At 69.8% G+C, this 12,847-nt stretch carries 13 protein-coding genes and 1 rRNA gene; 4 read left to right on the plus strand and 10 right to left on the minus strand.

The window, feature by feature from the left end; genetic code table 11:
• Positions 1-86: 86 nt before the first annotated feature.
• The gene (locus tag OG276_RS15480; protein ID WP_266905833.1) at positions 87-365 is read right to left on the minus strand and encodes a glutaredoxin family protein; all 279 of its coding nucleotides are present in this window, start codon (positions 363-365) and stop codon (positions 87-89) included.
• Between the two features lie 95 nt (positions 366-460).
• Here OG276_RS15480 and OG276_RS15485 point away from each other — a divergent pair, with 95 nt between their 5' ends.
• From OG276_RS15485 to OG276_RS15500, 4 genes are all read left to right on the plus strand, one after another.
• On the plus strand, positions 461-1,696 hold the full coding sequence (locus tag OG276_RS15485) for a transposase (RefSeq protein ID WP_266905835.1): 1,236 nt from the start codon (positions 461-463) through the stop codon (positions 1,694-1,696).
• Between the two features lie 123 nt (positions 1,697-1,819).
• Positions 1,820-2,809 carry an HAD family phosphatase gene (locus OG276_RS15490; protein ID WP_266905837.1) on the plus strand — a complete coding sequence of 330 codons (990 nt, stop codon included), beginning with the start codon at positions 1,820-1,822 and terminating at the stop codon, positions 2,807-2,809.
• A gap of 361 nt (positions 2,810-3,170) precedes the next feature.
• Positions 3,171-3,989, plus strand: a complete 819-nt coding sequence (locus OG276_RS15495; protein ID WP_266905839.1) for an ECF subfamily RNA polymerase sigma factor, BldN family — start codon at positions 3,171-3,173, stop codon at positions 3,987-3,989.
• Between the two features lie 287 nt (positions 3,990-4,276).
• Complete coding sequence (locus tag OG276_RS15500; protein ID WP_266905841.1) at positions 4,277-5,485, plus strand: DUF5667 domain-containing protein; 1,209 nt, start codon at positions 4,277-4,279, stop codon at positions 5,483-5,485.
• 84 nt (positions 5,486-5,569) lie between these two features.
• Here the strand turns inward: OG276_RS15500 and OG276_RS15505 are convergent, their stop codons facing one another.
• The 9 genes from OG276_RS15505 to rrf all read right to left on the minus strand — a co-directional run bounded on the left by OG276_RS15505 (position 5,570) and on the right by rrf (position 12,846).
• Positions 5,570-6,568, minus strand: a complete 999-nt coding sequence (locus tag OG276_RS15505) for a lysophospholipid acyltransferase family protein (protein ID WP_266905843.1) — start codon at positions 6,566-6,568, stop codon at positions 5,570-5,572.
• Positions 6,568-7,623: an NAD-dependent epimerase/dehydratase family protein gene (locus tag OG276_RS15510; RefSeq protein WP_266912848.1), complete on the minus strand. Its 1,056-nt coding sequence runs from the start codon at positions 7,621-7,623 to the stop codon at positions 6,568-6,570. The genes OG276_RS15505 and OG276_RS15510 overlap by 1 nt, the downstream gene beginning before the upstream one ends.
• Positions 7,624-7,718: 95 nt before the next feature.
• A complete protein-coding gene (locus OG276_RS15515; protein WP_003948845.1) occupies positions 7,719-7,817 on the minus strand; it encodes an AURKAIP1/COX24 domain-containing protein in 99 nt (32 codons plus the stop codon).
• A gap of 142 nt (positions 7,818-7,959) precedes the next feature.
• Positions 7,960-8,169 (minus strand): helix-turn-helix domain-containing protein, encoded by a 210-nt coding sequence (locus OG276_RS15520; protein ID WP_162688852.1) that lies wholly within the window; start codon positions 8,167-8,169, stop codon positions 7,960-7,962.
• Positions 8,170-8,283: 114 nt separating this feature from the next.
• Positions 8,284-9,114, minus strand: coding sequence for a phosphatase (locus OG276_RS15525; RefSeq protein WP_266905845.1), 831 nt, complete (start codon positions 9,112-9,114; stop codon positions 8,284-8,286).
• A 338-nt stretch (positions 9,115-9,452) separates the two neighbouring features.
• Positions 9,453-10,604, minus strand: coding sequence for an acetoin utilization protein AcuC (locus OG276_RS15530; protein ID WP_266912850.1), 1,152 nt, complete (start codon positions 10,602-10,604; stop codon positions 9,453-9,455).
• Complete coding sequence (locus tag OG276_RS15535) at positions 10,576-11,802, minus strand: MFS transporter (protein ID WP_266905847.1); 1,227 nt, start codon at positions 11,800-11,802, stop codon at positions 10,576-10,578. The genes OG276_RS15530 and OG276_RS15535 overlap by 29 nt, the downstream gene beginning before the upstream one ends.
• Before the next feature lie 59 nt (positions 11,803-11,861).
• Entirely contained in the window at positions 11,862-12,560 is a 699-nt protein-coding gene (locus OG276_RS15540; RefSeq protein ID WP_266905849.1) for an HAD family phosphatase, read from the minus strand.
• Positions 12,561-12,728: 168 nt separating this feature from the next.
• Positions 12,729-12,846, minus strand: a 5S ribosomal RNA gene (rrf, locus tag OG276_RS15545).
• Between the last annotated feature and the right edge of the window lies 1 nt (position 12,847).

Below are 12,847 nucleotides of genomic sequence, written 5' to 3' on the forward strand. Positions count from 1 at the left end.
CCCGAAGGGGGCAAAACGGTACACACTCCTCACCAATACGCCCCCGAGACCCCATAAATCGCCCATGATGGTAACCGCCCGACGGCTCAAGCCTGCAATGCCCGTCGGAGCCGGTCAGGGTTCACCCTCCAGAAGGTGTGCTGTTCACCATCCACCAGCACGACCGGAATCTGCTCCCAGTGCAGCCGGTACAGCTCCTCATCCTCGGAAATGTCCTTCTTCTCCCACTGTGCGCCCGTCTCGGCGCACACCTTCTCCACCACTTCCTGGGCGTCATCACAGAGATGGCACCCCGGCTTCCCGATGAGCGTGACCACCCGCTCCTCGGGACGCTTCTTTCCGGCACGGCGCAGCAAAGGACTCATGCACCCATTCTCCCGCGCCGGCAGCTCGGTCACTCACTCGAGTGAGGTTCCAGTGTTCTAAGGATTGATGCGAGATCGGGCTCTACGTTGGCGTGATGGCGGCAACAACGGCGGCGGTGGCGGAGGGTGCCAAGGTTGCTCGGTTCACCTACCGGCTTCGTGTGTCATCGGCTGCGCTCGCCTTGCTGGTGGCCGAGTGGGACCGGTGCCGGTGGGTCTGGAACGAGTGCGTGGCCAAGTCCAAGCAAGTCCACACCGCAAATCGGGCCCTCCCTGAAGGCGTGACGAAGCAGACGTGCGGCCCGGCACAGCTCGACAGGATGCTGACTGATGCCCGCGCCCACACGCTGTGGCTGCGGAAGGGTGCGAGTGTCCCTCAGCAACAGCTGATCCGGGACTTCGGAAAGTCCCGGGCAAGAGCTCAGAAGGACATCAAGGACCGGTTGCCGGTGTGGCAGCGGGCCGGTCTGCCCCGATGGAAGAAGAAGCGCGATGCGGATCCGAGCCTGAACTACACCAAGCGCGGGTTCCGGATCAAAGATGGCCGCCTACATCTGGCGGGCGGGATCGTACTCACGGTGGTGTGGTCGCGCGATCTCCCAGGTGATCCGTCGTCGGTGCGCGTGTACAGGGACAGCATCGGCCACTGGTACTGCTCGTTCGTCGTGCCCACAACCACTGACTCCCTGCCCACCACCGGGCGAGTGATCGGAATCGATTGGGGAGTGACCGAGACCGCTACGACCACTTGTGACGCCCACGATCTGCCGCACCCGCAACACGGCAGGAGGGCTGCCGCGAGGTTGGCGCGATATCAGCGGGTGATGGACCGCCGCCATTCCCCGAAGGGCAAGAAACAGTCCAGGGGCTACCGGGAGGCGCGACGCCAGGCGGCGAAATTGCACAAGAAGGTCGCACGTCAGCGGCAGGACACCGCTCGCAAGTGGGCCAAGCGTGTGGTCCGCGACCACGACGCCCTGGCCGTCGAGGACTTCCGCCCCCAGTTCCTCGCCAAGTCGACCATGGCCAGGAAGGCCGCTGACGCCGCCATCGGCGCCACCAAGACGGCTCTGATCGAGATGGGCCGCAAGCACGGCCGCGCCGTGCATCTGGTCCACCCCGCGCACACCACGATGGATTGCGCGCAGTGCGGAGCGAGAGCCAAGCACACACTGCCGCTGGGTATGCGCACCTACACCTGCAACGCGTGCGGAGCTGTGTCCCCACGGGACAAGAATTCCGCACGCGTAATGCTCATCCGGGCAGGTCTGAACCCGGCCGGCGCCGAGAGCGGAAGACCTGACGAACCGCCGGTTCGTCGGGCAGCTTGAGCCGAAAATCCCCACATAGCCCGGGAGGCGCGGGAGTCCCGTTCACCTTCCAGGAGGGGAGCATTCAAACCACCGATTCCCATCGGTTCGGGAACTCCCGAACACAGTGGCTATGCTCGCGTCATGGCCGCTCTGGGATGGCTCACCCCCCGTAGGCGCTCCGCCACCGCGCGGAGCGTGCTGGCAGGCGAGGCCTCGGCCGAGGCCGCCCGCAAGACCGCGCTGGCCGACGAACCACACGGCGGCCCGGACTTCACCGGAACCACCGAAGCGGAACGCGCGGCGCAGGCGGAGCCCGAGGCTCCGCAGGAACCCGCCGTACCCGAGTTCCCCGTCGCCGGCGACGACCTGGCCGCCGCCTTCTTCGACCTCGACAACACCGTCATGCAGGGCGCCGCGATCTTCCACTTCGGCCGCGGCCTCTACAAGCGGGAGTTCTTCCGCCGCCGCGAGCTCGCCCGCTTCGCCTGGCAGCAGGCCTGGTTCCGGCTCGCCGGGGTCGAGGATCCCGAGCACATGCAGGACGCCCGCGACAGCGCGCTGTCCATCGTCAAGGGACACAAGGTCTCCGAACTGATGTCCATCGGCGAGGAGATCTACGACGAGTACATGGCGGTGCGGATCTGGCCGGGCACCCGCGCCCTGGCCCAGGCCCACCTCGACGCCGGACAGAAGGTCTGGCTCGTCACGGCCGCCCCCGTCGAGACCGCCACGATCATCGCCCGCCGGCTCGGCCTGACCGGAGCCCTCGGCACCGTCGCCGAGTCCGTGGACGGCATCTACACCGGCCGCCTGGTCGGCGAGCCGCTGCACGGCCCCGCCAAGGCCGAGGCGGTCCGCGCCCTGGCCGCCGCCGAGGGACTCGACCTCGAGCGCTGCGCCGCGTACAGCGATTCGCACAACGACATTCCGATGCTGTCACTGGTCGGACATCCGTACGCGATCAATCCCGACACAAAACTGCGCAAGCATGCCCGCACCAACGACTGGCGCCTGCGCGACTATCGGACCGGCCGCAAGGCCGTGAAGATCGGCGTCCCGGCCGCCGCGGGCGTCGGCGCGATCGCGGGCGGCACGGCCGCCGCGATCGCCCTGCACCGCCGCCGCAAGTAGTGCCTACGGGGCCCTGCCCGGCCTCCCGCCCCACCACGCCCGGCGCCCACCCATGCCCGGAGCATTCGCTCACCTCTACCCGCGCCCCCGGCGCGGCACTCCGCCCTGCCCTACTCGGTCGCGAGCCACCGTGGAAGCAGGCATTCCGCGCATCCAAGTGATCAAGAATCGATCACCATCCGTGCCTGAATATGCCCTCGACACGCAACAGAAGTGTCGTAACCGGTGATTTGAGCAACTGGGTGTAGCGCTGCCTGTACGAAGCGTTATTCTCCTCAAACGCATGCCACCGCCATCTGTCGCCACGACGGGTGAACGGTCCCGCACTGCACGTGATGGAAGCTCTGCCTCTGGGAGTCCCGTGTACCCACCTGTCGGGGTTGACGCCTCGGGCCTGGCTACGCTGCGCGCAACGGTCCTCGACCAGCTGCGCGGCTTCGTCCCCACCGCGTACACCGCCCCCGCATTCGCCACCGCGGTCCCCGCCGGACTCGGCCCGGCCGGTCCTTGCTACGCCCTGACCGACGGCGGGGCAACGGTGGGCAGACGCGGTCGCGCCGGCGGCTCGTCCGCCGGGGGCGCAGCCGCCGGGACCACCGCGCCCGCCGCCCGCCGTCCCACCGCGGACAGCGACCAGGCCCGCATGATGGACCTGGTCGAACGCGCCCAGGCCGGCGAAGCCGATGCCTTCGGTCGCCTGTACGACCAGTACAGCGACACCGTCTACCGCTACATCTACTACCGCGTCGGCGGCAAGGCGACCGCGGAGGATCTCACCAGCGAGACCTTCCTGCGCGCGCTGCGCCGCATCTCCACCTTCACCTGGCAGGGCCGCGACTTCGGCGCCTGGCTCGTGACGATCGCCCGCAACCTGGTCGCCGACCACTTCAAGTCGAGCCGCTTCCGCCTGGAAGTCACCACCGGCGAAATGCTCGACGCCAACGAGGTGGAACGGTCCCCCGAGGACTCCGTCCTGGAGTCCCTCTCCAACGCGGCCCTGCTGGAAGCCGTACGGAAACTCAATCCGCAGCAGCAGGAGTGCGTGACCCTGCGCTTCCTGCAGGGCCTCTCGGTCGCCGAGACGGCCAGGGTGATGGGAAAGAACGAGGGTGCCATCAAGACCCTCCAGTACCGGGCGGTCCGCACCCTGGCCCGCCTGCTCCCCGACGACGCCCGCTGACGCCGCCCTCCTCTCACATTTCGGTACCCCTCCCTGATGACCTTGATGACACCGACGTCACTGACGCCACGCACGACACCGACATCAGTGACGAATCCAACGACGCTGTGGTCCGATCATCCTTCGTCCGTAACCCAAGTGCCGCGCCGCTCGTTGTGGGGAATGCAGGCTCCCTGTGGACAAGCCCTGCCCGAAGCCGCTCACTCGAAAGTGTGGATGTGCTCAAGGAAGGCAACCTTCCGGACACCTTGGGGAGTCGATCGTCATGACGAGAGGAGGTGCCGCCAGTGATCGCGAACGTGACTCCGCACCGGCGGGCGAACGCCTTCGCCCAGGCCCTGGAGGAGCGGACCCCGTCCGACCTTTCTGAACCGGACCCGGCGGCCGAGCAGTCCGAGGCACCTGCCGAACCTGCCGACCACGACCGGTTGTTGGCCCTGGCGAGCGTGCTCGGCGAAAGAATGCCGCGCCCGGTGCTGGACCCCGAGGTCAAAGTGGTGCAACGAGCCCAGCTCATTGCCGCCATGGAAGCCAAGGTGATGGAAGAGAGGGCCGGGGGCGGCGTGGCCGCCGACCCTCAAGTGCCCGAACAGCGGACCGGCCGCGGCGCCCACCGGGCGACCTCGCTCCGGAAATTGCGGCCCCGCTCCCGCTGGTCCAAGGGCATCGCGGCAGGCGGTCTCACCGTAGGTGTGGCCGCGGGGGCCTTCAGCGGAGTGGCCGCTGCCAGCACGGACGCCCTGCCGGGTGACCACCTGTACCCCGTGAAGCGGGGCATGGAGGACATCCGGCTCGGGATGGCCGACGACGATTCGGACCGGGGCGAGCTCTATCTCGACCAGGCCTCGAACCGCCTGTCGGAAGCCCGCCGGCTCATGGAGCGCGGCCGTCTCGGCGCACTCGACCACGAGTCCCTCGGCGAGATCCGCCGGGCCCTCGCGGGCATGAAGCACGATGCCTCGGAGGGCCACCGGCTGCTCCAGGCCGCCTACGAACGGGACGGCTCGCTCGGCCCGATCCAGGCGCTGTCCTCGTTCTCCCGCTCGCACCGGGACGCGTGGGCCAAGCTCCGGGGCAATCTCCCGGCGCAGCTCACGGACGTGGGCGGTGAGGTGGAATCGGTCTTCCAGGCCATAGACCATGACGTGGCGCCGCTCCAGAGTCTGCTTCCAAAGCCTCCGGAACAGACCCGCGGCTCCGGGCCTTCCACGAAGCCGAGCGCCCCGGCGGGCAAGCAGCAGGCGACGCCCTCCCCGGGCGCCCCGTCCGCGGCCCCCAACCCGCCCACGGACCAGACGTCGGGTTCCCCGAAGGCTCCGCCTCCGGGCGGCGGCCTCCTGGGCGGTACGGGCAATCTCCTGGACCCGCCCAAGGGCGAGTCCACCCCGTCCGAACCGGGCGCCACCCCGACGCCCGCCCGCCCCGACATCACCCTCCCGCCCCTGCTCCCCGGCCTCCTCCCAGGCCTGGGCATCAGCGCGGAAGACGCCGACTAGGGCCGAACGACGAAGAGGCCGGCGGGGCTGGAAATCCAGCCCCGCCGGCCTCTTCGCTGCACCGACGCGTCATGCACGGGCCCGTCAGAAGAAGACGGACCTCCGCTGCACCAGCAGCTTGTACAACGTGTGCTGGATCTGCTCCCGCACCTGATCCGTCAGGTTGAACATCAGCATCGGGTCCTCGGCGGCCTCCGCCGCGTACCCGTCCGTCGGAATCGGCTCCCCGAACTGGATCGTCCACTTCGTCGGCAGCGGCACCGCCCCCAACGGCCCCAGCAGCGGGAACGTCGGCGTGATCGGGAAGTACGGAATCCCGAGCAGCCGCGCCAGCGTCTTCGAGTTGCCGATCATGGGGTAGATCTCCTCCGCCCCCACGATCGAGCAGGGCACGATCGGCGTCCCCGCCCGCAGCGCGGTCGACACGAACCCACCCCGCCCGAACCGCTGGAGCTTGTACCGCTCCCCGAACGGCTTCCCTATCCCCTTGAAGCCCTCGGGCATCACGCCCACCAGCTCCCCGGCCTCCAGCAGCCGCTGCGCGTCCTCCGCGCACGCCAGCGTGTGCCCGGCCTTGCGCGCCAGCTCGTTCACCACGGGCAGCATGAACACCAGGTCCGCCGCCAGCAGCCGCAGGTGCCGCTGCGCCGGATGCTGGTCGTGCACGGCGACCTGGAGCATCAGCCCGTCCAGGGGCAGGGTCCCGGAGTGGTTCGCCACGATCAGCGCGCCGCCCTCCTTCGGGATGTTCTCTATGCCCTTGACCTCGACCCGGAAGTACTTGTCGTACAGCGGCCGCATCAGGGACATCAGGACCTGGTCCGTCAGCTCCTTGTCGTAGCCGAAGTCGTCGACCTCGTACTCCCCGGTGATCCGGCGCCGCAGGAACGCCAGCCCGCCGGCGATCCGCCGGTCCCAGCCGTCCTCCGCCGCGGGCTCCGGTACGGCCTCCACCACCGGCTCCGCCGCCGGCTGCGCGACGGGCGCGAGCGGCGCCTCCGGCGCGACCCGTACCCGCCGGGCGGGCGAGGACCGCCGTCGCGGCCGGTCCTCGTCGAACGGAATGACCTTGGCGTCCGCCACTATCGCTTCGCTCCATCCATGTCCACGTCCAGCAACCCGGCCACCCGGTCCACGGCCCGCCCCACCCGCTCCGGCGGCAGCAGCCCGCCGCCCCGGCTCCGCGTGAAGTCGGCGAAGGTCTCGGCGGTCGTATACATCGGCTCGAATCCCAGGACCTCTCGCATCTGCGTGGTCTCCACGACCCGCCCGTGCGTGAGGAGCCTTATCTGCTCGGGCGAGAAGTCCGTCGCCCCGACCGCCCGCAGCGCCGAGCCCAACCAGGTCACCGCGGGCAGCAGCAGCGGCACCGTCGGCCGTCCCAGCCGCCGCGCGCACTGCGACAGCAGCAGCACGCCCTCGCCGGCGATGTTGAAGGTCCCGCTGAGCCCGCCGGGCCCACTGGTCTGCGAGGCCAGCCGCAGCACGTCCAGTACGTCGTCCTCGTGGACGAACTGCAACCGCGGGTCGTAGCCCAGCACGGTCGGGATCAGCGGCATCGAGAAGTACTCGGCGAGCGCCGAGTCGGCGAAGGGCCCCAGGATGTTCGCGAACCGCAGCACGCACACCGCGACGTCGGGCCGCCTGCGCGCGAAGCCCCGTACGTACCCCTCGACCTCGGTGGCGTCCTTGGCGAAGCCGCCCGACGGCAGCGACTTCGGCTGCGTGGTCTCGGTGAAGACGGCCGGATCCCGCGAGGTGCCCCCGTACACACTGGTACTGGACTTCACCACGAGCCGCCGTACCGTCGGGGACTTCTGGCAGGCTCCCAGGAGCTGCATCGTCCCGATGACGTTGGTTTCCTTGACGGTGCTGTACGAGCCGGAGCCCGCGCCCGTCGCCGCTCCCCCGGTGACCGCGAGGTGCACCACCGTGTCGACGGCGTTCTCGGCCAGCACCCGGGCGATGGCCGACTGCCTGATGTCCGCACGGACGAACTCGGCCGAGCCGAGCCGGTGCGGCGGGGTCACCGCGTCGACCGCGATCACCCGCTCCACTTCCGGGTCCCGCTGGATCCGCCGCACGAAGCGGCCTCCCAGTTGCCGGGCAGCCCCGGTGACCAGCACGACCTTCCCCACGAGCTCAGCGCCTCCCTCGAAGAAGTCCCCCGGCTGCACCACAGCCCCTCCACCAGAATGGTGGAGGGGCTGCGGTAAACACGTACAGCTGCCGTTTACTTCTTGTTACGGCGCTGGACGCGGGTGCGCTTGAGCAGCTTGCGGTGCTTCTTCTTAGCCATCCGCTTGCGCCGCTTCTTGATAACAGAGCCCACGACTACCCTCGCTCACTTCTCTTCATTCGGTGCGGGGCGTCGGGGCCCACACGACCTACGTCGGCCTAGCCTACCCGCCCGAGCTCTGAGCTTGTAATCCGCGTGCCCCCGAGGGGCAACCGCGGGCTCCCGACCCTTGCCCTCAGGCCGATTCCACCCCCACGAAGGACTCGCGGAGGTACTCGTGCACCGCGTTTTCCGGGACCCGGAAGGACCGGCCCACCCGGATTGCGGGCAGATGTCCGTTGTGCACCAAGCGGTACACGGTCATCTTCGACACTCGCATCACCGAGGCGACCTCCGCCACGGTCAGGAACTGAACCTCACTGAGAGGCCTCTCGCCAGCAGCCATGACACACCTTGACCTTCCGCGCATGACGGGCACCGGCTTCCCCTCCGGTTACGCCCCGTCGTCGCACGCTCACTCACCAGAGTAGGGGCGTGTGATACGAGTGGGGAAGAGGAGCTACGCCCACTCCTGCCGACCCGACAGACTCGCCCGATTGAGTACATAGCGAGTGAGCGGTCTGTAGTAGTCCGCGCGCACCGCGTCATCAAGCGGAACCGCCACCGACACCTGCCCCTCGGCTTCCCCCACGAACAGCGCGGGATCATCGGTATCGGCCAGCCCGATCGCCTCAACACCGAGCTGACCTGCACCGCAGACCCACCCGTGGTCCCCCACCACCAGCTCCGGCAACGGCCCGCCGGCCTCCGCCAGCGCCCCGAGCGCGATCCGAACCGGCAGCGGCGAATGGGAGTGCGCGCCGGTGTCACCCCCGTCCGGCCGCACGCCGTCTTCTCGCACCAGTGCGACCCCTCGTACGTAATCGATGCGGTGCGTGCGTACGCCGAACCGGGTCTGCACGTCGACAGGTACCCCCCGCGCCGGGGTGAGGACTTCACATCCCGCCGCCGACAACGCCCCCGCCAAGGTGGCGTAGAACCCCAGGAGCCGGTGCGGGTGCCCGGTCCCGAACAACACCGGGGCCCGCGCCTGCGCCACCGCCCGCAGCCTCCTCGCGAAGGCCTCCAGCCCCGCCACCGTCAGCTCGGGATCGATCACGTCCGGCCCGCTGACGTGCGCGGGATCCGCCGAGACCCCGCACTTCTGCGCCATCAGCCGCAGCAGATCACCCTCGCCCCACCCCCACGCGGGATCCAGCCCCAGCAGCACCCGCGGATCCCGCGCCGCGAACAGCCGGTAACTGCGCAGGCTCTTCTCCCGCGAGGTCGCGACGGGCCCGGCCAGTCGGGCGGCCAGCAGATGCGCACGCAACGCGCCGGTACTCAACACCCTCCCGATGCTCCCGCACCAACCCTGACCCCTCACCAGTTCCGGCCATTCCCCCACCCGTTGGCCCAACGCAAGTCCGGCCCACCAGTCCGCAGAACCGGCACATCCAGTCCAACGCCGGCCAAATCCAGCCCCGCCGGCGTTTGAGGCGCGGGGTCTGGGGCGGAGCCCCAGAGGGGTCCGGGCGCAGCCCGGCCCCCCTCAGCCCGTCCGGCGCTTGAGGACCGGGTCAGGGCAGGCCCTGGGAACGGTGGAAGGGCGGGTAGGGGACAGCCCCGCAGGGCCCACCACCCAGGCCACTCAGGCCACCCGGGCCACCCGGGCCACCCACGGCAGGCCTAGGCCAGCAACCCCCGCAGGGGGAACACCGCCCGCCGCGTGGCGAGCACGGCCTGGTCGATCCGATCGGCAGGGTCGTAACCACCCTCCCAGTCCCGCCACATCGGCACCCGCCCATCCGTCATCCGCCCGGGCGCCACCTCCCGCGTCCGCGCATACACCGCATCCCGCCAAGACCCCGGCACAGCCGTCTCAGGATCGATCGGCCGATGCCCGGCAATCGCGACCAGGTGCGTCCAGGACCGCGGTACGACATCCACGACGGCGTACCCGCCCCCGCCCAGCGCCAGCCACCGCCCGCCCTCCACCCACGCGTGCGCCAGCTCGTGGCACGCCTCCTGCACCGCCCGCTGCGCGTCCAAGGACACCGCCAGGTGCGCCAACGGGTCCTCGAAATGCGTATCGGCCCCGTGCTGAGTCACCAGCACCTGAGGCCGGAAGTCCTCCAGCAGCTCCGGCACCACCGCGTGGAAGGCCCGCAGCCACCCCTCGTCCCCGGTCCCGGCGGGCAGCGCGATGTTCACCGCCGAACCCTCCGCCGCCGGCCCGCCCGTCTCCTCGGGCCAGCCCGTCTGCGGGAACAGCGTCCGCGGATGCTCGTGCATCGAGATCGTCAGCACCCGCGGGTCGTCCCAGAACGCCGCCTGGACCCCGTCCCCGTGGTGCACGTCCACATCCACGTACGCGACCCGCTCGGCCCCGAGCTCCAGCAGCCGCGCGATCGCCAGCGACGCATCGTTGTAGACACAGAACCCCGCCGCCCCGCCCGGCATCGCGTGGTGCAGCCCGCCGGCGAAGTTCACGGCGTGCCCGGCCTCCCCGCGCCAGATCGCCTCGGCCGCCGCCACCGACTGCCCGGCGATCAGCGCGGACGCCTCGTGCATGCCGTGGAACGCCGGATCGTCCGCCGTCCCCAGCCCGAACGAGCCGTCGGCGACCCCGGGGTCGGCGGACACCTCGCGCACGGCCGCCACGTAGTCCTCGCGGTGGACGAGCCGCAGCGTCGACTCCCCGGCCGGCCGGCCCGCCCGTACCTCCAGCTCCCGGTCGAGCCCGAAGGCCCGTACCAGACCCATGGTCAGCTCCAGGCGCACCGGGTCCATCGGATGGCCCGGCCCGAAGTCATACTTCGTTACCGCCTCGTCCCACATCAACAGCCCGGTCACCGGTTCGCCGCTCATGCCGGACACCGTATCGGGCGGGCTCCGCAGCGAACGAGCGGGCATAGAAAAGAGTGACGAGGACCAGCACCATCGGCACCAGCATCGCTCCGCGGTAGCTCCAGGCGTCCCCGATCCCGCCCACGAGCGGCGCCCCGATGAGGAAACCGACGTAGTTGAAGATGTTGAGCCGCGCGATCGCGGTGTCGGAGGATCCCGGGAACAGCCGGCCCGCCGCCGCGAAGGTCTGCGGCACGATCACGCACAGCCCGAACCCCAGCAGCGTGAAGCCGAGCATCCCCACCCACGCCCCGGGCGCCGCCGCGACCACGGCGAACCCGCCCGCCGCGACGACCGTCCCGATCCGTACGACGGCCACGGCCCCGAAGCGCCGCACCCCGAGGTCGCCCACGGCCCGCCCGAGCAGGGTGGTCACCATGTAGACGTTGTAGGGGACGGTGGCGAGCTGCTCGGAGCTGCCGAGCACGTCCTGGAGATACTTGGCGCTCCAGTTCGACACCGTCGAGTCCCCGATGTACGCGCACGCCATCACCAGGCACAGCGGCAGCAGCAGCTTGAACCCGCCCGGCCCGAGCCCCTTGGCCTCGGCGGCGCCCGCCTTGGCGTCCTGGTCCACGTAGAACCGGCTGGCGAGGAGCGCGAGCGGCAACAGGACCACCACGGCGGGCAGATATGAGCTGAACAGCGACAGGTGCCAGTGCGCCCCCGCCCACGCGGCCGAGGCGCCCAGGATCCCGCCGAGACTGTAGGACGCGTGGAACCCGAGCATGATGCTGCGCCCGTACGCGCCCTGCAGACTCACCCCGAGCATGTTCATGGAGGCGTCGAGCGCCCCCACGAACAGCCCGAACGCCCCGAGGGACAGCGCCACGTGCCACATCTCGCTGCCGGCGCCGACCCCCAGCAGTGCGAGCAGCACGAGCGGCTGCGCCCACCGCAGTACGGTGCTGGGCGCGACCCGCTTCACCAGGTGCTCGGTGGCCACGCTGGACACACCGGCGAGGATCGGCACGGCGGCCAGGAAGGCGGGCAGCAGTGCGTCGGATATCCCGTACCGGTCCTGAATGGCGGGGATCCGCGTCACGAGCAGCGCGAAGGCCACGCCCTGCACGAAGAAACTGAACCCCAACGCCCCGCGCCCGCGGCTCAGCCGCACGTCTGCCGTCATGGCGGCTCAGCGTAGGCCCCGGTGCTACCGGTGGGTAGAGCGATCACATATCGATTGGGTCAGTGCGAGAACCCGCCGCTGTATCCCGTGTATCCGGACCCGGCGCCCTCGGCCAGCCCCAGCAGCCCGGCCAGCTGGTTCATGTCGCCGAAGTATCCGGTGGCGCCGGGCAGCCGGTCGGCGGGCACCATCGCGGTGTACCCGAGCACGTCCATCCCCGCGGCCAGCGCGGCCTGGACGCCCAGCGGGCTGTCCTCGACGACCACGCACCGGCCGGGTGCCACACCCATCTGGTCCGCGGCGTGCAGGAACAGATCGGGGGCGGGCTTGCCCTTGCCCACGTCCTCCGAGCTGAAGATCCACTCCTCCTCGAACCATTCGTCGAGCCCGGCCGCCCGGTGGCCGACCCTGATCCGCTCGTGGCTCCCGGAGGACGCGAGGCAGTACGCGGTCCCGCTCTCGACCAGAGCCGCCAGCACCCCCTCGACCCCGGGCACGGGCTTGAGCTCCCGCTCGAAGGCGGCGAAGGTGCGCGCGTGCAGCGTGCTGTCGAAGTCGGCCGGCAGGTCCTGCCCGGTCCGTTCGCGCACGAGGTCGTGGACCCGGTGGACCGCGGCCCCCATGTAGTCGCGGAGCGACTCCTCGTACGAGGTCGGGTGCCCCAGCTCGGTCAGGTACCCGGCGAGGATGCTGTTGGCGAGCGGCTCACTGTCCACCAGCACGCCGTCGTTGTCGAAGATGACGAGGTCGTAGCCCATGCGACAACCCTACGAGCCGTCAGGCCCAATCCATCCGGACCCCATGCCGGGCATCCGCAGGACATCCAAAGATCCTGACCCGCCCGCCCTCACCCTCAGCTAGGTTTTGGCCCAGAACGCAGAAAAGCCCCGTACCGGTTACCCGGTACGGGGCTTTCTACAATGATTGTTCGGCGGCGTCCTACTCTCCCACAGGGTCCCCCCTGCAGTACCATCGGCGCTGAAAGGCTTAGCTTCCGGGTTCGGAATGTAAACCGGGCGTTTCCCTAACGCTATGACCACCGAAA

The sequence above is a fragment of the Streptomyces sp. NBC_00086 genome (assembly GCF_026343255.1).
Taxonomy (GTDB): Bacteria; Actinomycetota; Actinomycetes; order Streptomycetales; family Streptomycetaceae; genus Streptomyces.